The sequence below is a fragment of the Micromonospora chokoriensis genome (assembly GCF_900091505.1).
GTDB lineage: Bacteria > Actinomycetota > Actinomycetes > Mycobacteriales > Micromonosporaceae > Micromonospora > Micromonospora chokoriensis.
In genome coordinates this window covers 2,296,174-2,322,011 of record NZ_LT607409.1, presented here as the reverse complement: position 1 = coordinate 2,322,011, position 25,838 = coordinate 2,296,174, and the positions used below count along the sequence as shown (strand labels likewise).

27 protein-coding genes are annotated in these 25,838 nt (G+C 71.7%); 14 read left to right on the top strand and 13 right to left on the bottom strand.

Annotated features, from left to right (window positions below; all coding sequences use genetic code 11):
- Positions 1-7 precede the first annotated feature (7 nt).
- From GA0070612_RS10995 to GA0070612_RS10970, 6 genes are all read right to left on the bottom strand, one after another.
- Complete coding sequence (locus GA0070612_RS10995; protein WP_088987821.1) at positions 8-1,573, bottom strand: sensor histidine kinase; 1,566 nt, start codon at positions 1,571-1,573, stop codon at positions 8-10.
- Complete coding sequence (locus GA0070612_RS10990) at positions 1,570-2,271, bottom strand: response regulator transcription factor (RefSeq protein WP_030336721.1); 702 nt, start codon at positions 2,269-2,271, stop codon at positions 1,570-1,572. The genes GA0070612_RS10995 and GA0070612_RS10990 overlap by 4 nt, the downstream gene beginning before the upstream one ends.
- A gap of 85 nt (positions 2,272-2,356) precedes the next feature.
- On the bottom strand, positions 2,357-2,971 hold the full coding sequence (locus tag GA0070612_RS10985) for a PadR family transcriptional regulator (protein ID WP_088987820.1): 615 nt from the start codon (positions 2,969-2,971) through the stop codon (positions 2,357-2,359).
- Positions 2,968-3,795, bottom strand: a complete 828-nt coding sequence (locus tag GA0070612_RS10980; RefSeq protein ID WP_088987819.1) for a DUF4097 family beta strand repeat-containing protein — start codon at positions 3,793-3,795, stop codon at positions 2,968-2,970. The genes GA0070612_RS10985 and GA0070612_RS10980 overlap by 4 nt, the downstream gene beginning before the upstream one ends.
- A 190-nt stretch (positions 3,796-3,985) precedes the next feature.
- On the bottom strand, positions 3,986-4,924 hold the full coding sequence (locus tag GA0070612_RS10975) for a lysophospholipid acyltransferase family protein (protein ID WP_088987818.1): 939 nt from the start codon (positions 4,922-4,924) through the stop codon (positions 3,986-3,988).
- A complete protein-coding gene (locus GA0070612_RS10970; RefSeq protein WP_088991400.1) occupies positions 4,921-5,697 on the bottom strand; it encodes a GNAT family N-acetyltransferase in 777 nt (258 codons plus the stop codon). Before GA0070612_RS10970 ends, GA0070612_RS10975 begins: the two co-directional genes overlap by 4 nt.
- A gap of 156 nt (positions 5,698-5,853) precedes the next feature.
- Between GA0070612_RS10970 and GA0070612_RS10965 the strand changes: the two genes are divergently transcribed.
- The 3 genes from GA0070612_RS10965 (at position 5,854) to GA0070612_RS10955 (ending at position 8,399) form a co-directional block, all read left to right on the top strand.
- Positions 5,854-6,501: a hypothetical protein gene (locus GA0070612_RS10965; RefSeq protein WP_088987817.1), complete on the top strand. Its 648-nt coding sequence runs from the start codon at positions 5,854-5,856 to the stop codon at positions 6,499-6,501.
- Positions 6,502-6,642: 141 nt separating this feature from the next.
- Positions 6,643-7,578 (top strand): ABC transporter ATP-binding protein, encoded by a 936-nt coding sequence (locus GA0070612_RS10960; protein ID WP_088987816.1) that lies wholly within the window; start codon positions 6,643-6,645, stop codon positions 7,576-7,578.
- Complete coding sequence (locus tag GA0070612_RS10955) at positions 7,575-8,399, top strand: ABC transporter permease subunit (protein WP_088987815.1); 825 nt, start codon at positions 7,575-7,577, stop codon at positions 8,397-8,399. Before GA0070612_RS10960 ends, GA0070612_RS10955 begins: the two co-directional genes overlap by 4 nt.
- Before the next feature lie 52 nt (positions 8,400-8,451).
- On the opposite strand, the gene GA0070612_RS10950 is transcribed toward GA0070612_RS10955, so the two are convergent.
- Positions 8,452-8,847 (bottom strand): hypothetical protein, encoded by a 396-nt coding sequence (locus GA0070612_RS10950; protein ID WP_088987814.1) that lies wholly within the window; start codon positions 8,845-8,847, stop codon positions 8,452-8,454.
- A complete protein-coding gene (locus tag GA0070612_RS10945; RefSeq protein WP_088987813.1) occupies positions 8,844-9,182 on the bottom strand; it encodes a hypothetical protein in 339 nt (112 codons plus the stop codon). Before GA0070612_RS10945 ends, GA0070612_RS10950 begins: the two co-directional genes overlap by 4 nt.
- 281 nt (positions 9,183-9,463) lie before the next feature.
- Between GA0070612_RS10945 and GA0070612_RS10940 the strand changes: the two genes are divergently transcribed.
- From GA0070612_RS10940 to GA0070612_RS10925, 4 genes are all read left to right on the top strand, one after another.
- Positions 9,464-13,225: a multifunctional oxoglutarate decarboxylase/oxoglutarate dehydrogenase thiamine pyrophosphate-binding subunit/dihydrolipoyllysine-residue succinyltransferase subunit gene (locus GA0070612_RS10940; protein WP_088987812.1), complete on the top strand. Its 3,762-nt coding sequence runs from the start codon at positions 9,464-9,466 to the stop codon at positions 13,223-13,225.
- A gap of 109 nt (positions 13,226-13,334) precedes the next feature.
- Complete coding sequence (locus tag GA0070612_RS10935; RefSeq protein WP_088987811.1) at positions 13,335-13,520, top strand: DUF6104 family protein; 186 nt, start codon at positions 13,335-13,337, stop codon at positions 13,518-13,520.
- 84 nt (positions 13,521-13,604) lie between these two features.
- The gene (pta, locus tag GA0070612_RS10930) at positions 13,605-15,683 is read left to right on the top strand and encodes a phosphate acetyltransferase (RefSeq protein ID WP_088991399.1); all 2,079 of its coding nucleotides are present in this window, start codon (positions 13,605-13,607) and stop codon (positions 15,681-15,683) included.
- Positions 15,680-16,795 carry an acetate/propionate family kinase gene (locus tag GA0070612_RS10925; protein ID WP_088987810.1) on the top strand — a complete coding sequence of 372 codons (1,116 nt, stop codon included), beginning with the start codon at positions 15,680-15,682 and terminating at the stop codon, positions 16,793-16,795. The genes pta and GA0070612_RS10925 overlap by 4 nt, the downstream gene beginning before the upstream one ends.
- 20 nt (positions 16,796-16,815) lie before the next feature.
- On the opposite strand, the gene GA0070612_RS31810 is transcribed toward GA0070612_RS10925, so the two are convergent.
- Positions 16,816-16,986 carry a hypothetical protein gene (locus GA0070612_RS31810; RefSeq protein WP_167393615.1) on the bottom strand — a complete coding sequence of 57 codons (171 nt, stop codon included), beginning with the start codon at positions 16,984-16,986 and terminating at the stop codon, positions 16,816-16,818.
- A gap of 156 nt (positions 16,987-17,142) precedes the next feature.
- Here GA0070612_RS31810 and GA0070612_RS10915 point away from each other — a divergent pair, with 156 nt between their 5' ends.
- Both GA0070612_RS10915 and GA0070612_RS10910 read left to right on the top strand, forming a co-directional pair.
- On the top strand, positions 17,143-18,036 hold the full coding sequence (locus GA0070612_RS10915; RefSeq protein ID WP_088991398.1) for an alpha/beta hydrolase family protein: 894 nt from the start codon (positions 17,143-17,145) through the stop codon (positions 18,034-18,036).
- A 193-nt stretch (positions 18,037-18,229) separates the two neighbouring features.
- A complete protein-coding gene (locus GA0070612_RS10910) occupies positions 18,230-19,198 on the top strand; it encodes an alpha/beta hydrolase family protein (protein WP_088987808.1) in 969 nt (322 codons plus the stop codon).
- Positions 19,199-19,387: 189 nt separating this feature from the next.
- On the opposite strand, the gene GA0070612_RS10905 is transcribed toward GA0070612_RS10910, so the two are convergent.
- The 3 genes from GA0070612_RS10905 to GA0070612_RS10895 form a co-directional block, all read right to left on the bottom strand.
- On the bottom strand, positions 19,388-20,350 hold the full coding sequence (locus tag GA0070612_RS10905; protein WP_088987807.1) for a zinc-binding dehydrogenase: 963 nt from the start codon (positions 20,348-20,350) through the stop codon (positions 19,388-19,390).
- An 85-nt stretch (positions 20,351-20,435) separates the two neighbouring features.
- Positions 20,436-21,614, bottom strand: a complete 1,179-nt coding sequence (locus tag GA0070612_RS10900) for an NAD(P)-dependent malic enzyme (RefSeq protein ID WP_088987806.1) — start codon at positions 21,612-21,614, stop codon at positions 20,436-20,438.
- 144 nt (positions 21,615-21,758) lie between these two features.
- Entirely contained in the window at positions 21,759-22,109 is a 351-nt protein-coding gene (locus GA0070612_RS10895) for a S24/S26 family peptidase (RefSeq protein ID WP_231924528.1), read from the bottom strand.
- A gap of 84 nt (positions 22,110-22,193) precedes the next feature.
- Between GA0070612_RS10895 and sodN the strand changes: the two genes are divergently transcribed.
- From sodN to GA0070612_RS10880, 3 genes are read left to right on the top strand one after another with little or no spacing between them, the layout of a single operon-like run.
- Positions 22,194-22,598 (top strand): superoxide dismutase, Ni, encoded by a 405-nt coding sequence (gene sodN, locus GA0070612_RS10890; RefSeq protein ID WP_088987805.1) that lies wholly within the window; start codon positions 22,194-22,196, stop codon positions 22,596-22,598.
- Complete coding sequence (locus GA0070612_RS10885) at positions 22,595-23,140, top strand: GNAT family N-acetyltransferase (RefSeq protein ID WP_088987804.1); 546 nt, start codon at positions 22,595-22,597, stop codon at positions 23,138-23,140. Before sodN ends, GA0070612_RS10885 begins: the two co-directional genes overlap by 4 nt.
- Positions 23,141-23,172: 32 nt before the next feature.
- Positions 23,173-23,580, top strand: a complete 408-nt coding sequence (locus tag GA0070612_RS10880; protein ID WP_088987803.1) for an ATP-binding protein — start codon at positions 23,173-23,175, stop codon at positions 23,578-23,580.
- A 136-nt stretch (positions 23,581-23,716) separates the two neighbouring features.
- Here GA0070612_RS10880 and GA0070612_RS10875 read toward each other — a convergent pair whose 3' ends face one another.
- Positions 23,717-24,106: a hypothetical protein gene (locus GA0070612_RS10875; RefSeq protein ID WP_088987802.1), complete on the bottom strand. Its 390-nt coding sequence runs from the start codon at positions 24,104-24,106 to the stop codon at positions 23,717-23,719.
- Between the two features lie 43 nt (positions 24,107-24,149).
- Between GA0070612_RS10875 and GA0070612_RS10870 the strand changes: the two genes are divergently transcribed.
- The gene (locus GA0070612_RS10870) at positions 24,150-25,100 is read left to right on the top strand and encodes a diacylglycerol/lipid kinase family protein (protein WP_088987801.1); all 951 of its coding nucleotides are present in this window, start codon (positions 24,150-24,152) and stop codon (positions 25,098-25,100) included.
- Between the two features lie 449 nt (positions 25,101-25,549).
- Complete coding sequence (locus GA0070612_RS10865; RefSeq protein WP_007072794.1) at positions 25,550-25,807, top strand: WhiB family transcriptional regulator; 258 nt, start codon at positions 25,550-25,552, stop codon at positions 25,805-25,807.
- The last annotated feature ends 31 nt before the right edge of the window (positions 25,808-25,838 follow it).

Below are 25,838 nucleotides of genomic sequence, written 5' to 3'. Positions count from 1 at the left end.
CTGAAAGTCACTCACCGGGGTCGTCGTCCACCTCGGGCAGCAGCGGAAGCCGGACCCGGAAGGTCGCCCCGCCACCGGGCGTCTCGGCCACCTCGACCGAACCGTGGTGAGCCGCGACCAACGCCGCCACGATGGCCAGGCCGAGGCCGGTGCCGGTGTTGCCGTCAGCCCGCCGGGTTCGTGCCGCGTCCGCCCGGTAGAACCGCTCGAAGACCCGTTCGGCCTGCTCCGGGGAGAGGCCCGGGCCGGTGTCGGCCACCTCCACCACGGCGAAGCCGCCCGGTTCGCTGTGCAACCGCACACGGATCTCGGCGTCGGTCGGGGTGTGGGTCAACGCGTTGGTGACCAGGTTGCCGATCACCTGGCGCAGCCGCGCGTCGTCGGCGGAGACCACGAGCGGGCCCGCATCGAGTGCGATCTCCAGCTCGATGCGCCGATCCGGGGCGATCGCCCGGGCCGCGTGCACCGCGTCGGAGGCGAGCACCGGCAGCTCCACCGGAGTCAGCGAGAGCGGCCGTTCCCGGTCCAGCCGGGCGAGCAGCAGCAGGTCCTCCACCAGCAGCCCCATCCGGGCCGCCTCGTCCTCGATGCGGCGCAGCAGGCCGGCGGTCTGCTCCGGCGCACGGGCCGCACCCTGCCGGTACAGCTCGGCGAAACCGCGAATGGTGGTCAGCGGGGTCCGCAGCTCGTGCGAGGCGTCCGCGACGAACTGCCGCATGCGTTCCTCCGAGCGCCGGGCCCGCGCCTCGGACGCCTGGGCGGAGGCCGCCGCGTCCCGGGCGGCGCTCTCCGCCCACCTCGCCGCGCTCTCCGAGGCGGCCCGGGCGGTGAAGGCCACCTCGATCTGGGTGAGCATCGCGTTGAGCGCGCGGGAGAGCCGCCCCAGCTCGGAGGTGGGATGCTCCTGCCCCTGCTCCGGATCGGGGACCCGACGGGTCAGGTCACCCCCGGCGATGGCGGCGGCGGTGCGTTCGATCTCCACCAGCGGTTTGAGGCTGGCGCGGACGATCGCCGCGCCGACCGAGGCCAGCATGATCAGCACTGCTCCGCCGACCAGCAGATCGATCCAGGCGAGTCGTTTGACGGCCAGGTCCACGTCGGTCAGGTGCTGGCCGATCGCGGCGACCTGGCCGTTGGGCAGCTCGGTGTAGAGCATCCGCCAACGCACGGAGCTGTCCCGGGCCCGAACGGTGAACGGAACACCGTCGCGGGCCTGCTCCTCCGCCTCGAAACCGCTCGAGTCGGTCGGCACCGGAGGCAGATCCTCCACCCGGAAGCGGGACGAGTCGTACAGAGGGTTCTGTGCCTTGCCGGTGAGCGGGTTGGTCAGCACGACGACGTAGTCGCTGGGCAGCGAGACGCTGTTTGTCTGCGGCGGGAGGGACTGGATCCCCTTGGCGGATCCACGTAGCTCCAGGTCGATCTGGTCGACCAGGTAGTTGTGCAGGAAGTACGCGGTCGAAACGCTGATCACCAGCAGCGCGACGGCGACCAGCGCCAGCACCGAGGTGACCAGCTTGATCCGCAGTGGAACGCCGCGCACTCGCCCCTTCGCCTGCTCGACCGGGTTCACGCCGCCGGCTTGCGCAGGACGTACCCGACGCCACGGAGGGTGTGGATCAGCCGAGGCTGGGTGGTGTCGACCTTGCGCCGCAGGTACGAGATGTAGGACTCGACGATGTTGTCGTCACCACGGAAGTCGTAGTTCCAGACGTGGTCGAGGATCTGCGCCTTGGACAGCACCCGGTTGGCGTTGAGCATCAGGTACCGCAGCAGCTTGAACTCGGTCGGCGAGAGCTGCACGCGTTGCCCGGCCCGGTGCACCTCGTGGGTCTCCTCGTCCAACTCCAGATCGGCGAAGGTGAGCCGGGAGGGCGCCTGCTCGCCGGTCGTGGTGCGGCGCAGCACAGCGCGGATGCGGGCGGTCAACTCCTCCAGGCTGAACGGCTTCGTGACGTAGTCGTCGCCGCCCAGGGTCAGGCCACGGATCTTGTCGTCGGTGGCGTCCCGGGCGGTCAGGAAGACCACCGGGGTACGCGTGCCGCCCTCGCGGAGCATGCGGATGACCTCGAACCCGTCCAGGTCCGGCAACATCACGTCGAGCACCACCAGGTCGGGCCGGTGGTCCTTGGCGGCGTTGAGCGCCGCGCTCCCACTTGTCGCGGTGGCCACGTCGAAGCCCGCGAACCGCAGGCTCGCGGAGAGCAGTTCGAGGATGTTGGGGTCGTCCTCGACCACGAGGAGTCGCGCCTCGGTCTGGGTAGCGGGCATGGGCCCATCATCGGGGACGTCACTGCGTCAGCGCTGGACGGTTCCTGCAAAAACCCTGTGAGTCGCGGCCGACTGATTCTCCGACTCAGCGCAACAGGCGGCGCAGCCCCTCCATAGCGCCGTCGAGCAACCTGATCGCGGTGCGGAGCTGCGTCTCGCTGAACCGCCGGGCGCGCACGAGTTGACCCACCTCGGACGTGAACGCGGCCAGCCGCTTGTCGAACTCGTCGAGCAGCGCGGCGTGCGGCCCGGAGGCCGACGCCGGCCGGGGTGGCGGCGGTGCGGGCACCTCCCAGCGCGTACGCCGGGTCTGCCGGGTGGCCTCGCTCAGCTCCCGTTTGAGGTCGCGCACCGACCCGCGTACCTCGCTGCGGATCTCCCCGGCCAGGCTGGAGAGGTCGGCCACCGAAGCGGCGATGTCCGCTTCCAGCTCGGTCAACTCACCGGCCCGCTGGCGCAGCTCGGCACGACCGGCATCGGTGATGTCGTACGTCTTGCGGCCGCCGGCTGCGGTGTGGGCGACCAGGCCCTCGGCTTCCAACCGTTGGAGGCGAGGGTAGATGGTGCCGGCGCTGGGCGCGTAGAGGCCGAGGAACCGGTCCTCCAGAAGGCGGATCAGCTCGTACCCGTGCTTCGGGCCGTCGTCGAGGAGCTTGAGCAGGTAGAGCCGGAGCCGTCCGTGGCTGAACACGGCGGTCACGGCAGCTCCTCGGAATCGTCGTCGACGGCTCGGGCGAGCAGGGCGATGCTCCCCGAGGTCGCGGAAGCCCAGAGCTTACCGTCGCCCGCGCCGAGCACTCCCTCGCTGCTGCGCAGTGGGAACGTCGAGGTGCGGATCTGCGGAAAGGCACTGGTGATCCGGCCCGAGGCGGTCTGCAGTTGCACGGCGAGGTCGCTGTCCTCGCGGACCCGCACGGTGATGCCGCCCGAGATGGTGGTCAGCCGGATCTCGCTGCGTCGAGGGTTCTCGACCAGGTCGCAGGTGATCGCGCCGGAGACGGTCTGCGCCCGCACCCGGTCGGCGGCGCTGTCGGCGAGGATCACCTCGCCGGAGACCGTCTCCATGGAGAGGTCGCCACGGATGCCGAGCGCCTCCACCGGGCCGGACGTGATCGTCGCGGAGGTGTTGCCCCGCAGGCCCATCAGGGTGATCTGGCCGGAGACGACGTGCACAGTGGTCTGTCGGCGCAGGCCGGAGGCGACCAGCGAGCCCGCGACCAGACCCAGATCGGCGAGGGCGTCGGCGGGCACGGCGACGGAGACGTCCACCCGCGGGTAGCGGTGGATCATCCGAAACCACCGCAGGACGTCCGACCAGCCCCGGCCGCGTTCCTGGCGGATGCTGAGCCGGCCGTCGGAGTGGTCGATCAGGACCGGCCGGCGGCCGACGTGGGTGACGTCGATCCGGGTCGGGCCGTCGGTGGCGACCACGTTGAGCCGTCCGCTCACCAGCCGGACGTCCAGCCGGGTGACCGGACCGTCCACGGTGAGCCGCTGCGGGCTCTCGACAGTCCATCCGGCCATGGCGTCCCCCCTCTCGACGATGGGACGCGCCCACGCGCGCCACACCAGGAGACAGTAACGCGATACATCGCGACACCACAAGATAGGTCGCGAGCGCGCCTGCCCACCGCACCCCGCGCCAAGATCCGCGCGGATCTTGGGCGGTGACCCTGCGGCGGGCAGGGGCGGGGCGCGCGGGGGCGGGGCGGGCTCAGGCCGCCAGGTCCAGTTCGTGACCTGTGACCGGCGTCGGAACGGGGACCGCCGGGGTCACTGTGGGAACCGCACGCAACCGCGTCCGCGTCGCCGCGTCCGATGCGGGCAGCAGGTGTACGGCCGACTCGGCGGCCCGGGCCAGCAACCGTCGGTCGGCGTCACGGGCGGGGTGCAGCGCGGCGGCGATCGTCACCGAGACCACGATCTCCCGCGCCGCGACCACCCGGGCCACCGACCGCAGCAGGGTGTCCGCGCCGAGGAAGGCGGTCGCCGTGGTCCCGGAGCCGGTCGCCGCACAGCGGTAGGCGAGCCGGAGCGGCACCACCGGGCTGCCCGCGTCGATGGCCGCCTGGAACGTGGCGGGCCGGAAACCCCCACCGGGGCGGCAGTCGGCGGCACCGTCACCGGCACACCAGGTCGTACCCTCCGGGAAGACCGCCACCGACCGCCCGGCACGCAACGCGTCGGCGACCCGGCCGACGGTGTTCGGCAGCGCCGTCGGGCGGGACCGGTCCACGAAGACCGTGCCCACCGCCGCTGCCAGCAGGCCGACCACCGGCCAGGAACGGATCTCCCGTTTGGCGACCATCCGGGTGGGCGCGACGGCCAGCACCGCGAGGATGTCCAGCCACGAGACATGGTTGGCGACCAGCAGCGCCCGCCGTCGGGGCAGCCGGCCCCGGATCACCAGCCGGACGCCGAAGGCGCGAGTGGTGGCCCGGGCCCAGCCGCGTACCGCGGCCTGCCGTTCCCGGGTCGGAAGCACCGGCAGCAGCAGCACCAGGCCGACCCCGGCGACCAGCATGCCGGCCGCCGCCGCCAGTCGCAGCACCCGACGGGCCACCGGCACGGTGGGCACCTCGCCGGCCGCCGGCAGGCAGTCGTCGCCGCAGCCCGAGGAGGGCCGCCACAGGTCGTGCGCCACGGCGGTCACCGCTGCTCCCCGCCCAGGAAGTGCCGCAGGTACCGCGGGTTCATCCGGTCCAGTGAGAAGAGCACGTAGAAGTCCGCGCACCCGAAGTCACTGTCGTACGCGGGTGCACCGCAGATCCACGCGCCGAGCCGGAGGTAGCCCCGCAGCAGCGGCGGCACCACGACGCGCCCGGCCGGCTCGGCGGCGGTCACCGGAGTGGCGGCGGCCGGCTCGGCGAACCAGGGTCGGAGGGGACGGACCCGCAGCGGCGGCGGCGACAGGTGCCGGGCCTGGGCCTGGGCCCAGACCTCGGTGACCGTCCGTCCGCCGTCGTCCACCGGCACCGAGGCGCAGCCGCCGAGCCAGCGGGAGCCGCGCAGGTGCAGGTAGCGGGTGAGGCCCGCCCACATCAGGTTGATCACCGCGCCGGAGCGGTGGTCCGGATGCACACAGGACCGGCCTGTCTCCACCAGGTCGTCGCGCAGGGAGTCGAGCGCGGTGAGGTCGAACTCGCCCTCGGCGTACCGGCGGGGGGTCCGGCCGGGCGGCAGCAGCCGGTAGGTGCCGACCACCGCGCCGGTGCTGTCCTCACGGACGATCAGGTGGTCGCAGTACGCGTCGAAGGGGTCCACGTCCAGCCCGGCCTGGCCGGGACGGAGGGTGGCGCCGAGCTCGGTGGCGAACACCTCGTGGCGCAGGCGTTGCGCGGCCGCGACCTGGGTGGGGTCGTCGGCGATCAGCAGGGTGTATCCGCTGGTCTTCAGGGGTGCGCCAGCGGCATGCAGAACGGCCATGGGATCTGTGTAGGTGCCCGGGTTGCCATTCACGGGGACCACCGGTGTCGATCGGATGAACGCCGGCAGGCGAGACCGCGAGCACCACAGGGTTCCGCCCGTGCGAGGCTGCCGGGACGGCCGGCGAGGACGCCGGTACGCACCTGGAGGTCGACGATGCGCATCGAGTCCCGCTACAACGGGCCTACCGGCTCCGGCAACGGCGGATGGAGCGCGGGGGTGTTCGCCGCAGCGGCGGGCGGCACCGGACCGGTCGAGGTGACACTGCGCCGGCCACCGCCACTGGAGACCGAGCTGCGGCTGGTCGACGGCGAGGTCCGGGACCCGGCGGGGGAACTCGTGGCCGAGGTACGCCGGGTCGACGCGGTCGACGCGGTCGTACCCCCGGTCGACCTGGAGACCGCGGTGGCCGCCGCGACCCGCTACCCGGGGCTGGTCGAGCATCCGTTCCCCGGCTGTTACGTCTGTGGGCCGCAGCGGGCCGACGGGCTGCGGATCTTCCCCGGTCGGCTGCCGGACGGGCGGACCGCCGCGCCGTTCCGGGCACCCGAGCAGGTCAGCGAGGCCACGGTCTGGGCGGCGTTGGACTGTCCCGGCGGGTGGACGGTGCTCGCGCCGGGACGCCCGTACCTGCTGGGCCGGATCGCCGCCGTGGTCGCGGCGCTGCCGGCGCCGGGCGACGAGTGCGTGGTGACCGGGGCGCTGCTCGGCGTCGACGGGCGCAAGGCAACGGTGCACACCAGCCTGTACCGCCCGGACGGCGCGCTGCTGGGCGCGGCACGGGCGACCTGGATCGCCCGCTGATCCCGGTCGTCAACCCCAGGGAGGACCCACCTCCACCCTGAGACGGAGCGGGACATACGGACCGCGCCTGATTGACCTTGTTGCATTGGGCCGTCACGCTGTGCCACGGCGTACCTCGACGCCACGCACGGGAGGAGAACGATGACTGACGGGCAGAGAAGCCCCACCAGCGACGGTCAGATCGCGGTGTCCGGTCTGACGAAGCAGTACAAGAACGTCCGGGCGGTGAACAACCTGTCCTTCACCGTGGCGCCGGGGCGGGTGACCGGCTTCCTCGGCCCGAACGGCGCTGGAAAGACCACCACGCTGCGCATGTTGCTGAACCTGGTCACGCCGACCGCCGGCACGGCCACCATCAGCGGCAGTCGGTACGCGGACCTCGCCGACCCGCTGCGGCACGTCGGCGCGGTGCTGGAGGCGTCCAGCGCGCACAAGGGTCGCACCGGCATCAACCACCTTCGGGTCATCTGCGCGGCGGCCGGGCTGCCCAAGCGGCGGGCCGACGAGGTGCTGGAACTGGTCGGGTTGACCCCGGCGGCGAAGCGCAAGTTCAAGGGTTACTCGCTGGGCATGAAGCAGCGGCTCGGCATCGCCGCGGCGATGCTCGGTGACCCCCGGGTACTGATCCTGGACGAGCCGGCCAACGGGCTGGACCCGGAGGGCATCCGGTGGATGCGTGGGTTCCTCAAGAACCTCGCCCACGAGGGTCGTACGGTGCTGGTCTCCAGCCACCTGCTGTCCGAGATGCAGCTGCTCGCCGACGACGTGGTGATCATCGCTGCCGGCCAGTTGATCCGGCAGGGCCCGGTCGACCAGGTGCTCGGGTCGATGGCGCAGGGCGCGCAGGTCCGCGTGCGTACGCCGCAGGCGGAGGCGCTGACCACAGCGCTCAAGGCGCAGTCGGCGACAGTGAACGTCGACGAGCAGGGCGTGCTCCTGGTCAGCGGGGTGGACGCGCCGACCATCGGCCGCGCCGCCCTCGCGGCCGGCGTGGAACTGCACGAACTGACCACCGAACGGCCCGACCTGGAACGGGTCTTCCTGGAGCTGACGGCCGGAAAGGCGGGCATCCGATGAACCTGGTCCGATCCGAGCTGCTCAAGATCCGCACCACCAACACCTGGTGGATCTTCGCGCTCATCTCGCTGCCGCTCTGGGCGCTCACCCTGCTGATCAACTGGTTGCAGGCCGACACCCTGACCAACGGCAACCTCGGCGAGGTGCCGGCCGACCAGGCCGACACCCTGGCGGCGGCGTCCAGCGCGGACGCGCTCTCCTCGAACCTGTTCACCACCGGGCAGTTCTTCGGCCTGCTGATCGTGATGCTGCTCGGCATCATCGTGGTGACCAGCGAGTTCTTCCACCAGACGGTCACCACCACGTTCCTCACCAACCCGCACCGCACCGCCGTGATGAGCGCCAAGCTGGTCGCGGCGGGCGTGCTGGCGCTGCTGTTCTGGCTGGTGACCACCGCGTTCAACCTGGTTGCCGGTTCGGCGGTGCTGAACGCCATCGGGCTCGACTCACAACTGGGCAACGAGGCCGCGTGGCGGGCGATCGGGTTGAACCTGCTCGCCTACCTGCTCTGGGCGGTGTTCGGAGTCGGCATCGGCGTGCTGCTGCGCAGCCAGATCGGTGCCACGGTGACCGGCATCCTGCTCTACCTGGGCGGCTCGATCGGCGCCATCTTCGTGATCGCCATCCTGGCCGACCGGTGGGGTGACTGGATCAACAACCTTCAGTTGCTGGTGCCGTCACTGGCCTCGTCGCTGATGGTCACCGGGGCCGACATCCCGGGCAACCCGCCGCGCTGGGCCGGGGCCGCCGTCCTGATCGGGTACGCGGTGGTGACCGGCGTGGTCGGCACCCTGCTGATGCGTCGACGCGACATCTCCTGACCGGTGCCGGGGTGACGGCAGCGCCGCCGTCACCCCGGAACGCCGGCCCGGCTCACCCGCCGGGGCAGCCCCGGCCGCCGCTGCGCGGTATGCACTGGGTGACCGCCGGGGCGGGCTCGTCGTCGGCGGGCGTGTGGCCGATCAGGACGCCGGTGGCCATCCGGCCGACCAGGACGACCAGCAGATACACCACCACCATCCCGCCGACCGCCCAGCGGAAGTGCCGGTGCCAGTCCGCCTCGCCGGCCAGCCACAGCCCGACGATCGGCAGCGCGTTGAGCAGGAGAGCGGCGATCAGCACGGCGTCCGTGCCGGCGCCGAACGCCTGCGCCGCCTCGTGGGTCGGCGCGTACGGCTGCGAGGTGCGCCGGATCAGGCCCACCACGAGCAGGAACGGCACCCCGTACAACCAGACGAAGAAGAGACCTCCGAGGCCGAGCCGCCTCACGAGCGCCCCGCGTACACGGCCGCGCAGATCGTGACGGTGACCAGGGCGGACAGGGTGCCGGCGAGCACCGCCGAGGGCACCAGCCGGACGACCAGCGCGGTCACCAGCGCCGTCACGACGAGCAACCCGGCCAGCACCGGCCCACCCCACACCAGCATGACCAGCGCCAGGGACTCCCCCGGCGACAGGCAACTGAACCAGGCCGAGCAGTCCGTCCGGGGTGGGCTCGGCACACTCGCCAGGCCCACCGCCACGGCCGCGCCGACAGTCACGTACCAACCGGACGCCACCGCCACACTCCGGCCGTAGCGCCCCCGTACCCCGTTGTGATCCATGCGAAGGATCCTCACCGGACTCGCGGCACGGAGACATCGGCATCCGTACTCAGTTGCCTGCCGTTACGCTCCCGACGGCCCGCCTAGCAGTTGGCGGCCGACCACGCAGCGGTTGGTGAACTTCTGGCATCTTCTGTGAAACCGGCCACGGGACCGAGGCGGAAATGCCTGCGGGATCGGCACGGCGTAGCCTGGGAACCGTCCAGTTCGCGCTCCCCTACCGGGCGCGAGGGACGCACCGCGTGCCACTCGAACCCGCGTGAAAGAGGCGATTACCGGCCGTGTCGACCCAGCAGACTTCGCAGGAGAACCCACTAGCGGGTTTCGGCCCGAATGAGTGGATCGTCGAGGAGATGTACCAGCGTTACCTCGCCGACCCAACGAGCGTCGATTCGGCCTGGCACGACTTCTTCGCCGACTACCGCCCGGCGCCCGGAGCGGCCACCCCGCGTGGGGCCGAGTCGTCGGACAAGCCGGCCGCCGCCCCCGAGCCGGACGGTCAGCCCGAGGCGGTCGCCAAGGTCGGCCAGCCGAGCGCCCCGGCGAAGCCGGCGATCGCGCCGGCCGACGCGAAGCCGGCCGCCGCCCAGTCGGCACCGGCCAAGCCCGCCGCCGCTGCTCCGGCCGCGCCCAAGGCCGCGACGGAGAAGGCCAAGCCGGCCGCCAAGGCCGCCGCGCCGACCGCTGACGGTCCGCAGACCACGCCGCTGCGTGGCGTCGCCGCGAAGATCGTCCAGAACATGGACGCCTCGCTGAGCGTGCCCACCGCGACCAGTGTCCGCGCGGTCCCGGCGAAGCTGCTGGTCGACAACCGCATCGTGATCAACAACCACCTCGCCCGAGGGCGCGGTGGCAAGGTCAGCTTCACCCACCTGGTGGGCTACGCGATGGTCCGGGCGCTGGTGGCGCACCCGGAGATGAACAACTCCTTCGCCGAGGCCAACGGCAAGCCGGCGGTGGTCCGCCCGGCGCACGTCAACCTCGGCATCGCGATCGACCTGGCCAAGCCCGACGGCAGCCGCAACCTGGTGGTCCCCTCCATCAAGGGCTGCGAGCAGATGGACTTCCGGCAGTTCTGGCAGGCGTACGAGGACGTGGTCCGACGGGCGCGGCGCAACGAGCTGACCATGGAGGACTACTCCGGCACCACGATCTCGCTGACCAACCCGGGCGGCATCGGCACCGTGCACTCGATGCCGCGGCTCATGCAGGGGCAGAGCGCGATCATCGGCGTGGGCGCGATGGAGTACCCGGCCCCCTACCAGGGCATGTCCGAGGCCACCCTGGCCGAGCTGGCGGTCAGCAAGATCATCACGCTGACCAGCACGTACGACCACCGGATCATCCAGGGCGCGCAGTCCGGCGAGTTCCTCAAGGTCATGCACGAGCTGATCCTGGGTGAGCACGGCTTCTACGACCAGATCTTCACCGCGCTGCGCATCCCGTACGAGCCGGTGCGCTGGATGCGCGACGTGGCGGTCAGCTCCGAGGGCCAGATCAACAAGACCGCCCGGGTGCACGAGCTGATCCACGCGTACCGGGTGCGCGGTCACCTGATGGCCGACACCGACCCACTCGAGTTCAAGATCCGCAAGCACCCCGACCTGGACGTCCTCCAGCACGGGCTGACCCTGTGGGACCTGGACCGGGAGTTCCCGGTCAACGGCTTCGCCGGCCGCCAGCGGATGAAGCTGCGCGAGATCCTCGGGGTGCTGCGCGACTCGTACTGCCGCCGGGTCGGCATCGAGTACATGCACATCCAGGACCCGGAGGAGCGGCGCTGGGTCCAGGAGCGTATCGAGCGCAAGTACGAGAAGCCGTCGGCAGACGAGCAGAAGCACGTGCTCAACCGGCTCAACGCCGCCGAGGCGTTCGAGACCTTCCTGCAGACCAAGTACGTGGGCCAGAAGCGCTTCTCGCTGGAGGGCGGCGAGTCGCTGATCCCGCTGCTCGGGGAGGTGCTGGAGTCCTCCGCCGAGAGCGGCCTGGACGAGGTCGTCATCGGCATGGCCCACCGGGGTCGACTCAACGTGCTGGCCAACATCGTCGGCAAGCCGTACGAGAAGATCTTCTCGGAGTTCGAGGGTCACCTGGACCCGCGCTCGACGCAGGGCTCCGGCGACGTGAAATACCACCTGGGCCAGAACGGCAAGTTCACCACCCCGGACGGCGAGCACGCGGTCAAGGTGTCGGTGGTGGCCAACCCGTCGCACCTGGAGGCCGTCGACCCGGTGCTGGAGGGCATCGTCCGGGCCAAGCAGGACCGGATCGACCTCAAGCTGGAGGGCTACACGGTGCTGCCGCTGGCGGTGCACGGTGACGCCGCGTTCGCCGGGCAGGGTGTGGTCGCCGAGACCCTCAACCTGTCGCAGCTGCGCGGTTACCGCACCGGTGGCACGGTGCACGTGGTGGTCAACAACCAGGTCGGCTTCACCACCGCCCCGGAGTACAGCCGGTCCAGCCTCTACAGCACCGACGTGGCCCGGATGATCCAGGCGCCGATCTTCCACGTCAACGGCGACGACCCCGAGGCCGTGGTCCGGGTCGCCCGGCTGGCGTTCGAATACCGGCAGACGTTCAACAAGGACGTCGTGATCGACATGGTCTGCTACCGCCGGCGCGGGCACAACGAGGGCGACGACCCGTCGATGTCCAACCCACAGATGTACAAGATCATTGACTCGAAGCGGTCGGTCCGCAAGCTCTACACCGAGGAGCTGATCGGTCGCGGCGACATCACCGTGGAAGACGCGGAAGAGCTGCTCCGCGACTACCAGGCGCAGCTGGAGAAGGTCTTCAAGGCCACCCGGGACGCCGCCTCGGCACCGCGCCAGCTCAACCGGCCGCGCCGCGAGGAGGAGCCGGAGCCGCAGGTCGACACCGCCACCGACGCCTCCGTGATCAAGGCGATCGGCGAGGCGCACGTCAACCTGCCCGAGGGCTTCACCCCGCACAAGCGGATCCAGCAGCTGCTCGACCGGCGGGCCAAGATGTCCGTCGAGGGCAACATCGACTGGGGCTACGGCGAGATCATCGCGTTCGGGTCGCTGCTGCACGACGGGGTCACCGTCCGGCTCGCCGGTCAGGACTCGCGTCGCGGCACGTTCGTCCAGCGGCACGCCTCGGTGGTCGACTCCCGCACCGGGGACGACTACCTGCCACTGAAGTCGCTCACCGCCGACGGCGAGCGCTCCCGGTTCTTCGTGCACGACTCGCTGCTCAGCGAGTACGCGGCGATGGGCTTCGAGTACGGCTACTCGGTGGAGAACATCAACGCCCTGGTCGCCTGGGAGGCCCAGTTCGGCGACTTCGTCAACGGCGCCCAGTCGGTGATCGACGAGTTCATCTCCTCGGGTGAGGTGAAGTGGGGCCAGCGCTCCGCTGTCACCCTGCTGCTGCCGCACGGCCACGAGGGCCAGGGCCCGGACCACACCTCCGGGCGGCCGGAGCGGTTCCTGCAGATGTGCGCCGAGGACAACATGCGGGTGGCCATCCCGACGACCCCGGCGAACTACTTCCACCTGCTGCGCCGCCAGGCCCTGTCGCCCAAGCGCAAGCCGCTGGTGGTGTTCACCCCGAAGTCGCTGCTGCGGCACAAGCTCTGCGTCTCCTCGGTGGAGGACTTCACCACCGGCACCTTCCAGCCGGTGCTGCGCGACACCGCCGCTCCGGCGCCGGAGGCGGTGAAGCGGGTGCTGCTCTGCTCGGGCAAGGTCTACTACGACCTGTTCCAGGCCCGGCAGGAGCGCGGCGTCACCGACACGGCGATCCTCCGGCTCGAGCAGCTGTACCCGCTGCCGGTGGAGGAGATCCGGGCCGCCCTGGCGCAGTACCCGAACGCGGAGGACTTCGCCTGGGTGCAGGAGGAGCCGGCCAACCAGGGCGCCTGGTCGTTCGTCGCGCTCAACCTGCTGGAGCACCTGACCGACGTGCGCCTGCGGCGGATCTCCCGCCCGGCCGCGGCCGCCCCGGCGGTCGGCTCGGCCAAGACCCACGAGGTCGAGCAGACCGCGCTGATCGAGGCGGCTCTCCCCCGCCCGTGACCTGACCGCACCACGCGAGCCGGGGCAGGGCCGTTTCCACGGTCCTGCCCCGGCTCGCGTCGGTCCACCCGCCCGGAAACCCGCCGGGCCGAACACGAGGACGCACGCGATGTACTTCACCGACCGTGGCATCGAGGAACTGGTCGAGCGTCGGGGCGACGAGCAGGTGACCCTGGAGTGGCTGGGCGAACGCCTGCGCGACTTCGTCGACCTCAACCCCGACTTCGAAACCCCCATCGAGCGGCTGGCCACGTACCTGGCCCGCCTGGACGACCCCGACGACGACGACGCATGATTCCGTTCCACCCCCGGTGATCAAGAGCTTTCGGTCACCATGGGGGCCGGAACTGACGCGAACGTCTTGATCACCGAGGGCGGGGTGGGGGCTGTGGCTCGGAGCGTTTATCTGACCAGCGTGGGTTCTGGTGGGGGCAAGTCGACTGTCGCGCTCGGGTTGGCCGAACTGTTGTCGCGGCAGGTGGGGCGGATCGGCGTCTTTCGGCCGCTGGTGGCCTCCAGCGGCGCGGACCCGATTCTCGCCCTGCTCAGCGAGCGGTACCGGGTCGAGGTGCCCCTCGCCGACCTGGCCGGGGCCACGTACGCCGAGGCGGCGACGCTGGTCGCCGACGGCCGACGGGAGGAACTGATCTCCGCGGTCGTCGAGCGGTACCGGGCGGTCGAGCGGCAGTGCCCGGCGGTCGTCGTGGTGGGCAGCGACTTCGACGACCCGGGCGACCCGGCCCACCCTCGGGAGCTGGCCTTCAACGCCCGGCTGGCCATCGAGTTCGGCAGTGTCGTGGTGCCGGTGGTGGACGGCTTCGGCCAGGAGCCGGCCGCGGTCGCGGCGGCGGTACGCGGGGCGTACCACGATCTGGCCGACCTCGGCGCGACGGTGCTCGCGGTCATCGCCAACCGGGTGACCGAGCCGATGACGCTGCCGGACCTGCCGGTGCCCGCGTACGCCATCCCGGAGGTGCCGAGCGTGTCGGCGCCGACGGTGGCCGAGGTGGCGGCAGCGCTCGGCGCCAAGCTGCTCGCCGGGGACGACGCCGCGCTCAGCCGGGACGTGCTGGACTTCGTGGTCGGCGCCGCGCACGTGCCGACCCTGCTGGACCACCTCACCGACGGCGCCCTGGTGATCACCCCCGGGGACCGGGCCGACCTGCTCGTCGCCGCGAGCGCCGCGCACGTGGCCGGGCAGGTGTCGGTTGCCGGGCTGGTGCTCACCCTCGGCGAGCAGCCCGACCCCCGGGTCATGCGGCTGGTGGAGGGCCTGAACACCGGGCTGGCGGTGCTCTCCGTGGGCAGCGACAGCTACGACACGGTGGCCGCGTCCAGCCGGATCGAGGGTCGGCCCAGCGCGGCCAACCCCCGCAAGGTGGAGGCGGCGCTGGGCGCGTTCGAGCGCTGCGTGGACACCGACGACCTGGCCCGCCGCCTGCGGGTCAGCCGCTCGGCGCGGGTCACCCCGCTGATGTTCGAGAACGAGCTGATCGACCGGGCCCGTTCGCACCGTCGGCACCTGGTGCTGCCGGAGGGCGCCGAGGACCGGATCCTGCGGGCCGCGGAGATCCTGCTGCGGCGTGGAGTGGCCGAGCTGACCCTGCTGGGCCGGCCGGACGACATCGCCCGCCGGACCCGTGAGCTGGGCGTCGACCTCGGCGACGCGAACGTGGTCGACCCCGTCACCAGCGGCTGGCGGGACGACTTCGCCGTCGAGTACGCGCGGCTGCGCGCCCACCGGGGCGTGACCGCCGAGTTGGCGCACGACATCGTGGCGCAACCCAACTACTTCGGCACGCTGATGGTGGCGACCGGACGCGCCGACGGAATGGTCTCCGGCGCCACCCACACCACCGCCGCCACCATCCGACCGGCGTTCGAGATCATCCGCACCGTGCCGGAGGTCTCGGTGGCCTCCAGCGTCTTCTTCATGCTGCTCGCGGACCGGGTGCTGGTCTACGGCGACTGTGCCGTCAACCGCGACCCGGACGCCGCGCAGCTCGCCGACATCGCGATCTCGTCGGCCGACACCGCCGCCCGGTTCGGCATCGAACCCCGGGTGGCCATGCTGTCGTACTCCACCGGCAGCTCCGGCGCCGGCGAGGACGTGGAGAAGGTCGCCGCCGCGACCGCCCTGGTCCGGGAACGTCGACCCGACCTGCTGGTCGAGGGACCGATCCAGTACGACGCGGCGATCGACCCGGCGGTGGCGGCCACGAAGCTGCCGGGCAGCCCGGTCGCCGGTCACGCGACGGTCTTCATCTTCCCGGACCTGAACACCGGCAACAACACCTACAAGGCCGTGCAGCGCTCCGCCGGGGCGGTCGCCGTGGGCCCGGTGATGCAGGGCCTGCGGCGGCCCGTCAACGACCTGTCCCGGGGCGCGGGAGTGCCGGACATCGTCAACACGGTGGCGATCACGGCCATCCAGGCGGCCACCGAGGAGGCGTCGTGAGTCAGGTGCTGGTGCTCAACTGCGGGTCGTCGTCGGTCAAGTGGCGACGCTACGACGGTGACCGGACCCTCGACCACGGCACCGTCGAGCGGGTCGGTGAACCCGGTGGCGGCCCGGCGGACCACGCCACCGCCGTCCGGCAGATCCTCGACGGCCTCGACCTCGGCGGGCTGGCCGCGGTGGGGCACCGGGTGGTGCACGGCGGCCGGATGTTCAGCGCCCCGGTGCTGGTCGACGACGCGGTCCTGGCCGCGATCAGGGACCTGGTGCCGCTCGCCCCGCTGCACAACCCGGCGAACCTGGCGGGCATCGAGGTGGCCCGGGCGGCGCTGCCGGACGTCCCGCAGGTCGCCGTCTTCGACACCGCGTTCCACCACACCCTGCCGGAGGCCGTCGCGACGTACGCGATCGACCGGGACGTCGCCGAGCGGTACGACATCCGCCGCTACGGCTTCCACGGCACCTCGCATGCGTACGTGTCCCGCCGCACCGCCGAACTGCTCGGCCGCCCGTACGAGCAGCTGAACACCATCACCCTGCACCTGGGCAACGGGGCCAGCGCCTGCGCGGTGGCGAACGGTCGCAGCGTCGCCACCTCGATGGGCATGTCACCCCTCGAAGGGCTGGTGATGGGCACCCGCAGCGGCGACCTGGACCCGACCGTGATCTTCCACCTGCGCCGGGAGGGTGGGTTGTCGGTCGACGACATCGACGACCTGCTCAACCACCGCAGCGGCCTGCTCGGGCTGACCGGCGTCAACGACATGCGCGAAGTGCTCCAACGCCGGGCGGCCGGTGACCCGGCGGCGACGTTGGCCTTCGACGTGTACTGCCGGCGCATCACCGGCTACGTCGGCGCGTACTACGCCCTGCTCGGTCGCGTCGACGCGATCGCCTTCACCGCCGGAGTGGGCGAGCACGCCGCGCCGGTGCGGGCCGCCGCGCTGGCCGGTCTGGAACGGCTCGGCATCAGCGTCGACGACACCCGCAACGACGGCGAGGGCGACCGGGTGATCTCACCGGCCGGGGCCGAGGTGAGCGTCTGCGTCATCCGCACCGACGAGGAGCGGGAGATCGCCCGGCAGACCCGGGGCGTGGTGGAGGGCAACTGACCAGGTCAGTTGTGTTTCGGTCAGCTCAGCGCGAACCAGGCGACGACGGCCACCACCAGCACGACGACCACCGCACCGACGATCAGGGGAAGCCGGGACGGGGCGTCCGTCGGCGCTGCGGCCTCCGGCGTCTGGGAGAAGGCACGGAACGCCTCGGTGTTGCCGCTGGGGTCGGTGTAGTTCTCAGCCATGCCGGTGACCCTAGCGAAGCTGGTCACGCCGCACCGTCCCCGGTGCGCGTCGTCCCAAGCCGGACCCGGCCGGTCGACGTGACCCGACCGGGTGGCGGGTACAGCCGGGCCGGACGGTGGGGTGGCTACGCCCACCCGGGCACCTACCGTGAAGCGATGGGGGCGGGGCGGCTGATCGCCGTGCTGATGACGGCGTTGGTGGCGGGTTGCGCGTCGGCGACACCCGAGGCCGACCAGGGCGACGCGCCAGCGTCAGCACGTCGAGCGCCCGAGGGGTCGTACGCCGTCGGCGTGCGTACGCTCACCCTCGATCCGCGCTCGGCGCGCCCACTGCCGGTGACGATCTGGTACCCGGCGTCGACCGACGGGGTGGCGGCCGGACGGTTCCCGGTGGTGATCTACAGCCACGGGCTGCACAGCCGACCCGATCTGCACGCCGCGCTGACCACCCGCTGGGCGGCGGCCGGGTTCGTGGTCGCCGCGCCCGCGTACCCGCACACCCGGCAGGGTTCCGCCCAGTTCAGCAGGGCCGACGTCCGCAACCAGCCCGCCGACGCCTGGCGGTTGGTCCGGCACCTGGGCCGTCTCGACCGGCGTCGCGACGACCCGCTCGCCGGGCACCTGGACCTGACGGCGGTCGCCGCCGCCGGGCACTCGGCGGGTGGCTTCACCACCTCCGGGATGTTCAGCGAGGGGCACCCGGCCCGGTTGCGCGCCGGGATCGTCATCGCCGGCGGTGGGCTGCCCGGCAGCTTCGCGGGGCTGGCCGCGCCGGTGCTCTTCGTGCACGGCACCGCCGACGCGGTGGTGCCACTGGCTGTCGGCCGGGCCGCGTACCGGCGCACCCGAGGGCCGGCCGCGTTCCTCAGCCTGCTGGGGCAGGACCACGGGGCGTACCTGACGCCGGGCCACCCAGGGTTCGCCACTGTCGTCGCCACCACCACCGACTTCCTCCGGTGGACCCTCTACGGCGACCGGGCCGCCGGTGCGCGGCTGCCCGCCGGCGCCCGCTCCCCCCTGACCCGCTACGAGTCCCGGCCGGCCCCATGAGGCCGCCGGAGCTCGGTGGGCGGACCGCCCCCGCACCCGGTCGGATCGGCGCGCTCAGCGTGCCGACGATCTCGGTGGCAGCTCAGATCGTGTAACCGGCGCTCAGGCTGGTGACGCGTCGGTGGCGCTGCGGAGGGCACACTCCCGCCCGAGCCGTCCGGGCGGCACCGCCGGACAGGGCACAATTGAGGTCATGCCCCGTCGCGTGACTCCCGCACTGATGGCCAGCACCGTGCTCATCGCCGGCCTGATCGGCTGCTCGGCGGACACCCGCCCGACCACCGGCGGGCAGACCCCGCCGCCCGAGCCGACAACCGTCGCCACGCCGACGCCGCAGGTGGCCGCCGGGTCCGCCCCGAAGAACACCTTCGCGGTCGGCGTACGCCAACTGAAGCTCAACCGGGACGGCCGGGCGCTGCCGACGACGCTGTGGTACCCGGCGGCCGGGCAGTCCGGCGGCGCGGCCAAGCGGTCCGCGACCGTGGCGGAGGGCCGGTTCCCGGTGGTGATGTTCAGTCACGGGCTGGGTGGGCGGCCCGACGACTACGCGAAGCTGCTGACCCGGTGGGCGGCGGCCGGTTTCGTGGTGGCCGCGCCGACGTTCCCGCACACCTCCAAGGGTGCCGACAACAACGTCCTGGACGTGCTCAACCAGCCGGCCGACGTGTCGTACGCACTCGACCAGGTGTTGGCGCTGGACAGCGCTGCCGGCGACGCGCTGCGCGGCCGGTTGGACGGCGAGCGGGTGGCCGCGGCCGGGCACTCGGCGGGAGGGGTGACCACCATCGGTCTCTTCACCACCGGTCGGGACGATCGGCTGGACGCGGGTGTGGTGTTCGCCGGCACGGCGCTGGGGGTGGGTACGGCGTTCGCCGGTGCGGCAGCGCCGCAACTGTTCGTGCACGGCGAGTTGGACGAGGTGGTCGAGTACGCGGCGGGCAAGGCCGCCTACGACAAGGTGCCCTGGCCGAAGGCCATGCTCAGCCTGCCCAAGGGCGACCACGGGCGGGCCCTGCTCGGCGACAGCGCGACACTGCGGCTGGTCTCGGACACGTCCGTCGAGTTCCTCCGCTGGTCGCTCTACGGAGACCCGGAGGCCAAGAAGCGCATCTCCACCGACGCCACGCGCGGCGACCTGGCCACCTTCGACGACCACCTCTGACCTCGACGCCCGGCGCCCCGCGCGCAAGGTCAGCGCAACGACCTGGCCGCGCCCAAGATCGCGCTGTATCCGGGAAGTAGGGGCCTCGACGTCGCGCGAGACCCCTACTTCCATGATGTTGCGCGATCTTGGAGGCGGGTAGGCGCACCGGGCGCCGAGCCGCGTCACGCGCAGGCGAGAGCCGAGGTGTCAGGCCTCGTGGTCGATGACGACCTTGCCGAAGGCGTCGCCGGAGTGCAGTCGGGCGAAGGCGTCCTCGACCCGGCTGAACGGGATGACGCTGTCCACCACCGGACGCACCTCGTTCTCGGAGCAGAACTCCAGCAGCTCGTACAGCTCGCCGGGCGTGCCCATCGAGGTGCCCAGGATCTCCAACTGCATCGCGAAGACCCGGCGCAGGTTGACCGACGGCTCGTGCCCGGCGGTCGCCCCGGAGACCACGATCCGGGCCATCGGCGCTGCCGACTTCAGCGAGTGGTCGAAGGTGGCCGCGCCGACCGTCTCGATCACCACGTCGACCCGTTCCGGCAGCCGGGCGCCGGGCTCCACGGCGGTGGCGCCGAGGGCCGAGATCCGGTCGCGTTTGGCGGCGTCGCGGCTGGTCGCGTACACCCGCTTGCCCATTGCGACGGCCAGCGCGACGGCCGCGGTGGCCACGCCACCGCCCGCGCCCTGGACCAGCACGCTGTCGGCGTCCGCGACGCGGCCCTTGGTGGTCAGCATCCGCCACGCGGTCAGCCAGGCCGTGGGCAGGCACGCCGCGTCGGTCGCCGCCATGCCGTCGGGCAGCGGGATCAGGTTCGACCGGGGTACGGCCACCCGCTCGGCGAACGTCCCGGGGAAGTGCTCGGAGAGGATGGAGACCCCACGCGGGTCACCCGGTGTGACGACCACCGGGTACACGACCACCGGGCGGCCGTCCGGGTCCACCCCGACCGCGTCGCAGCCGAGGATCATCGGCAGTTGGGCGGCGGTGAGCCCGACCCCGCGCAGCGACCAGAGGTCGTGGTGGTTGAGCGAGGTGGCCCGCACCTGCACGGTCACCCAGTCGTCGGCCGGTGGCGTCGGCTCGGGCCGCTCGCCGACGGTGAGGGCGGCGAGCGGGTCGGCGTCGTCGAAGCGGGAGGCGAAGGCAGCACGCATGATCGGCACGGTAACAAGCTGAGCGCTCGTTAAGAAGGCTCCCGGGTGTGGGCCGGCGGGTTCGGCTGTGCCGGCCGCCGCCGGCCCACCTGGGCTAGCGGCGGGCGACGCCGTCGCGGCGGGCCGCCTCGGCGACCGCCTCGGCCACGGCCGGCGCGACGCGCGGGTCGAGCGGGGACGGGACGATCGCGTCGGCGGTCAGCGACTCGGCCACCACACCGGCGATGGCGTCGGCGGCGGCGACCTTCATCGCCTCGGTGATCCGGGTGGCGCCGACATCCAGTGCGCCGCGGAACACCCCGGGGAAGGCCAGCACGTTGTTGATCTGGTTCGGGTAGTCGCTGCGACCGGTGGCCACCACCGCCACGTGTCGAGCAGCGACCTCCGGGTGCACCTCCGGCGTCGGGTTGGCCAGTGCGAACACGATCCCGTCGGGGGCCATCCCGGCCACCGCGGTCTCCGGGATCTGGCCTCCGGAGACCCCGATCAGGACGTCCGCGTCGCGCAGGGCCTCGGTGATGTCGCCCTGGCGACCGTCGGCGTTGGTGCTCGCCGCCAGCTCGGCCTTGCTGCCGGTCAGGTCGGTGCGGTGCCGACCGATGATCCCCTTGGAGTCGCAGACCACCACCTGGTCGGGGTCCACTCCCCCGGCGATCAGCATCTTCGTCACGGCCACCCCGGCCGCGCCCGCGCCACTCACCGCCACCCGCAGGTCGCCGAGCTTGCGGTCGAGCAGGTCGGCGGCGTTGCGCAGGGCGGCCAGCACCACGATCGCGGTGCCGTGCTGGTCGTCGTGGAAGACCGGGATGTCCAGCGCCTCGTCGAGGCGACGTTCCACCTCGAAGCAGCGCGGCGCGCTGATGTCCTCCAGGTTGATGCCGCCGAACGACGGCGCCAGCGCCCGCACCGCCGCGACGATCTCGTCGACGTCCTGCGTGTCCAGGCAGATCGGCACCGCGTCCACCCCGGCGAACTGCTTGAACAGCACCGCCTTGCCCTCCATCACCGGCAGCGCGGCGCGCGGGCCGATGTTGCCGAGCCCGAGCACCGCCGTGCCGTCGGTGACCACCGCGACGGTGTGCGCCGCCCAGGTGTAGTCGTCGGCCAGGTCGGGGTCGGCGGCGATCGCCTCACACACCCGAGCCACCCCCGGGGTGTACGCCAGGGAGAGGTCCTCCCGGCTGGTGAGCGGCACGGTCGAGGCGACGGCCATCTTGCCGCCGCGGTGCAGCAGGAAGACGGGATCAACGGGGTCCACGGTGGACGAAGACATGGCGGTGACTCCAGGATCTGTCGAGCAGATGTGAGGCGGCGGGCCCGGCCGCGAGGTGGGCGGCGAGCGGTGGCACGCGGCGCGGGGGGTCACCCGGCACTTTCCGAGCATAGTGTCGGCACTACCCCTCGGGTGTGAGCAGGGTCATATCGGCCGGGGAGGCACCCGCCCGGGACGTGGCCAGTAGCGGGCCACGACCCTCCCCCGCACGTCGGCCACCCCGTACGCCCGGGAGTCGTCGGTGATCAGGTCGTTGTCCCCGCGCAGCCACCAGCCGCCGTCCTGCGGCCGGACCGCCCGCTTCACCACCAGCAGGTCGGGACGGGTCCGGAAGACCGCGACCACCACGTCCCCGGGTCGGATCGGACGACCGCCGGGGCGCACCAGCACCGCGTCGCCGTGCCGCAGCGTCGGCGCCATGGACGGACCGGTCACCAGGACGGCGGTCAGCGGCCCGCGCAACCGGGCCGCCTCAGCCGGGTGATCGGCCTGCACTGGTTTCACCTCCACCCGGTTCGGGGAGCATTCCCAGGAGTAATGTCGCCTTTGATCATCGCAAACTTCCCATGGAGGATCCCGATGCGACTTCCGCGCATCCTTGCGCCCCGCGTCACCGCGAGCGCTCACTGCGACCTGCCGTGCGGTGTCTACGACCCGGCTCAGGCCCGGATCGAGGCCGAGTCGGTCAAAATGATCTGCGAGAAGTACCAGGCGAACACCGACCCGGAGTTCCGCACCCGGGCCGTCATCATCAAGGAGCAGCGCGCCGAGCTGGTCAAGCACCACCTGTGGGTGCTGTGGACCGACTACTTCAAGCCGCCGCACTTCGAGAAGTACCCGAACCTGCACAGCCTGTTCAACGAGGCCACCAAGCTCGCCGGCGCGGGCGGCGTCAAGGGCAGCCTGGACCCGGCCACCGCCGACAAGCTGCTCGCGAAGATCGACGAGATCTCGAAGATCTTCTGGGAGACCAAGAAGGCATGACCTCGTCGGTCATACCGACGATCCGGCCGGCACGTCCCGAGGACGTGCCGGCCGTCGTCGCCATGGTGCACGAGCTGGCGGAGTACGAACGCGCCCCCGAGCAGTGCCACCTCACCACCGAGCAGCTGACCTCGGCCCTGTTCGGTGCTGGCGCGGCGTCGGACGAGCCGAGCGCCCCGGCGCTCTTCGGTCACGTCGCGGTCGACGAGCGCGACGAACCGGTCGGCTTCGCGCTGTGGTTCCTCAACTTCTCCACCTGGGCCGGCGTGCACGGCATCTACCTGGAAGACCTGTACGTCCGCCCGTCCGCGCGGGGCACCGGCGCTGGCCGGATGCTGCTCGCCACCCTGGCCGACATCTGCGTACGACGCGGCTACCGGCGGCTGGAGTGGTGGATGATCGACTGGAACCCGGCCGCCGGCTTCTACGCCTCGATCGGCGCGGAGCAGATGAGCGAGTGGGTGCCCTACCGGCTCAGTGGCGACGCCCTGCGCGAGTTGGCCACCCAGGCCGCCACCGTCGGCACGCGTAGGGGCGACTGACCGGGTAGAGTCCCCGACCGGGGGGATGAGGCGTGACTCAACTGACTGGCCAACCAGCGACCGACGACGACGTGGTGCACCTCACGGTGCCCGCCGACGGCGGTTACCTCGGCGTGCTCCGCACCGCCACCGCCGGGCTGGCGGCCCGGTTGCAGTTCGCCCTCGACGAGATCGAGGATCTGCGGATCGCCGTCGACGAGGCGTGCGCCATGCTGCTCGCCATCGCCACCCGCGACGCCGAGTTGGAGTGCCGCTTCGCCGTCACCGAGGACGCACTGACCGTCGAGGTGACGGTGCCGACCGTGCGGGGTGCCACGCTGCCCGCCGAGTCGTCGTTCGCCTGGAAGGTGCTGACCGCGCTGACCACCTCGGCGTCCGCCACGGCCGCCGACGGCCGGGCGACGATCGCGCTGCTCACCCGCCGCTCCGGCGGTTACTGACCGGCGGCACTGCCGCTGCCCGGCCCGGCGGCACTGCCGCTGAGCGGCCCGGCGGCACTGCCGCTGAGCGGCCCGGCACTGCCGCTGGGCGGCCCGGTGCCCGCCGGAGCCGGCGCGGTCACTGGAACCTGCACCGTCACTCGAAGCCGAGGGCCTTGGTCGTCGGAGGACTGACCAGCAGCCAGCCCACGCCCAGGCCGAGCGCCATCAACGGCACGCCCAGCCAACCCAGGCCACCCTGGATCATGAACCACCCGATCGGCAGCAGCATCAGCTGGAGCACTATCGCGGGGGCCCGTGCGCCCGCCTGACGGCGTAGCAGCGCCCGGCCCAGCGCCCAGAGCGCCACCGCCGCCCCGATGGCGAACACGGTCACCAGCAACGCCGACAGGAGGTCGGTGGTGGTGGCCGTGAGGTCGGCCCAGATGAGCCACAGCGCGATCAGCCCGACGACGGCCGCCTCCGCCCACAGCAGCCGCACCGCCCAGCGGAGCGTGACGGGAATCGGGGCCGAGTCGATGGTCACGCGCGCCACGATACCCGGGCGGCCGGGAGGTACAGTGCCGCCCATGCGGGCCGTCCTGGTGGTCAATCCAAAGGCCACCACCACCAGCGAACGCAGCCGGGACGTGCTTGTCCGGGCGCTGCGCAGCGAAGTCGACCTCAGCGTGCGCTACACCCGTCGGCGCGGGCACGCCGTGGCGCTGGCCCGGGAGGCCGCCGCGGAGGGAGTCGACCTCGTCGTCACCCTGGGTGGCGACGGCACGGTGAACGAGGTGGTGAACGGTCTGATGACGGCCGATCCGCCGAAACTCGGCGACGACGCCTCGATGGCCGAGCGGCTGCCCGCGCTGGCGGCCGTTCCGGGTGGCAGCACGAACGTGTTCGCCCGCGCGGTGGGCCTGCCCCGGGAGTGGCCGGAGGCGACCAGCATGATCCTCGAAGGGCTGCGGCTGGGCCGGAGCCGGACGGTGGGGCTGGGCCGCGCCGACGACCGCTACTTCACGTTCTGCGCCGGGTTCGGCCTGGATGCCGCGGTGATCCACCGGGTGGAGCAGGCGCGGCGCAAGGGACGGGTGTCCACGCCGACGCTGTACCTGCGCTCGATCATGAACCAGTACTTCCTCGCCTCGGACCGGCGGCACCCCGCGATCAGCCTGGAGCGTCCGGGCGAGCAGGCGGAGGCCGAGTTGGCCACCGTCATCATCCAGAACACCGCTCCCTGGACGTACCTGGGCGACCGGGAGGTCAACCCGAACCCGGCGGCGTCGTTCGATCTCGGGCTGGATGTGCTGGCACTGCGTCAGCTCCGGGTGGCTAGCACAACACGTACAGTGACGCAGTTCCTGTCCCGGCGGCCGGATCCACGAGGTCGTCAGGTGTTACGACTCCATGACACGCCGGAGTTCACGCTGGTCTCCAGCCGTCCGCAGGCGTTCCAGCTGGACGGCGACTATCTCGGCGAGCGGGAGAAAGTCAGATTCACCTCCGTTCCCGCCGCACTGAGAGTAATCTGCTAGGTCTCGGGTACTGCCCTTGGTCGGCGCGGCGGCCACAACCGCATCGGCCGGTCGCCGCCACACCGAGGGGCAGGTGCCGGAAATGTCAGCAATGTCACGCGGACTGTACTATATTGATCCTCGACTGTGGCACGGCGGGTAACCAGGAAAGCACTGGAATCCGGACAAACGGGTTGTGGGCTTGCTCACCGCCCGGAGTTTTTCCGAGCGTCACCCTTGACATCACGAGCGTTCGTGAAAGTATTCACAAGCGAACTTGAGTTACCGGGACATTGCCTGGATATGCTCGTCAGGTTGAGCTGTTCCAGCAGGTCCCCGGCGCTGACCGCCTGCTCACGCACTGCCGAATGGTCGGACGCTAACTGTCACCACCGGCACTGCGGATGCATATAGGAAAAGCACGACAAGCAATTGTTTGCCACCCATCCAGAATGAGGAGTGTTGCCGCCATGGACTGGCGTCACCATGCTGTCTGCCGCGACGAGGACCCGGAGCTGTTCTTCCCGATCGGGACGTCCGGGCCGGCTCTCCTGCAGGTCGAGCAGGCCAAGGCCGTCTGCCGGCGCTGCTCCGTGACCGATCAGTGCCTGCAGTGGGCGCTCGAGTCCGGTCAGGACGCCGGCGTCTGGGGCGGGATGAGCGAGGAGGAGCGGCGCGCCGTGAAGCGGCGTGGCGGCCTCCGGGTGCTGCGCGCTCACTCCGCCTGATCCCCCAACGACACAGCGGTACGCCCCGGTG

Excerpts from the sequence above, each read along its gene's own strand:
- GA0070612_RS10990 (WP_030336721.1), bottom strand. The coding sequence starts at position 2,271 with ATGCCCGCTACCCAGACCGAGGCGCGACTCCTCGTGGTCGAGGACGAC.
- GA0070612_RS10980 (WP_088987819.1), bottom strand. The coding sequence starts at position 3,795 with ATGGCCGGATGGACTGTCGAGAGCCCGCAGCGGCTCACCGTGGACGGT.
- GA0070612_RS10970 (WP_088991400.1), bottom strand. The coding sequence starts at position 5,697 with ATGGCCGTTCTGCATGCCGCTGGCGCACCCCTGAAGACCAGCGGATAC.
- GA0070612_RS10965 (WP_088987817.1), top strand. The coding sequence starts at position 5,854 with ATGCGCATCGAGTCCCGCTACAACGGGCCTACCGGCTCCGGCAACGGC.
- GA0070612_RS10960 (WP_088987816.1), top strand. The coding sequence starts at position 6,643 with ATGACTGACGGGCAGAGAAGCCCCACCAGCGACGGTCAGATCGCGGTG.
- GA0070612_RS10955 (WP_088987815.1), top strand. The coding sequence starts at position 7,575 with ATGAACCTGGTCCGATCCGAGCTGCTCAAGATCCGCACCACCAACACC.
- GA0070612_RS10945 (WP_088987813.1), bottom strand. The coding sequence starts at position 9,182 with ATGGATCACAACGGGGTACGGGGGCGCTACGGCCGGAGTGTGGCGGTG.
- GA0070612_RS10935 (WP_088987811.1), top strand. The coding sequence starts at position 13,335 with ATGTACTTCACCGACCGTGGCATCGAGGAACTGGTCGAGCGTCGGGGC.
- GA0070612_RS31810 (WP_167393615.1), bottom strand. The coding sequence starts at position 16,986 with ATGGCTGAGAACTACACCGACCCCAGCGGCAACACCGAGGCGTTCCGT.
- GA0070612_RS10915 (WP_088991398.1), top strand. The coding sequence starts at position 17,143 with ATGGGGGCGGGGCGGCTGATCGCCGTGCTGATGACGGCGTTGGTGGCG.
- GA0070612_RS10910 (WP_088987808.1), top strand. The coding sequence starts at position 18,230 with ATGCCCCGTCGCGTGACTCCCGCACTGATGGCCAGCACCGTGCTCATC.
- GA0070612_RS10900 (WP_088987806.1), bottom strand. The coding sequence starts at position 21,614 with ATGTCTTCGTCCACCGTGGACCCCGTTGATCCCGTCTTCCTGCTGCAC.
- sodN (WP_088987805.1), top strand. The coding sequence starts at position 22,194 with ATGCGACTTCCGCGCATCCTTGCGCCCCGCGTCACCGCGAGCGCTCAC.
- GA0070612_RS10885 (WP_088987804.1), top strand. The coding sequence starts at position 22,595 with ATGACCTCGTCGGTCATACCGACGATCCGGCCGGCACGTCCCGAGGAC.
- GA0070612_RS10870 (WP_088987801.1), top strand. The coding sequence starts at position 24,150 with ATGCGGGCCGTCCTGGTGGTCAATCCAAAGGCCACCACCACCAGCGAA.
- GA0070612_RS10865 (WP_007072794.1), top strand. The coding sequence starts at position 25,550 with ATGGACTGGCGTCACCATGCTGTCTGCCGCGACGAGGACCCGGAGCTG.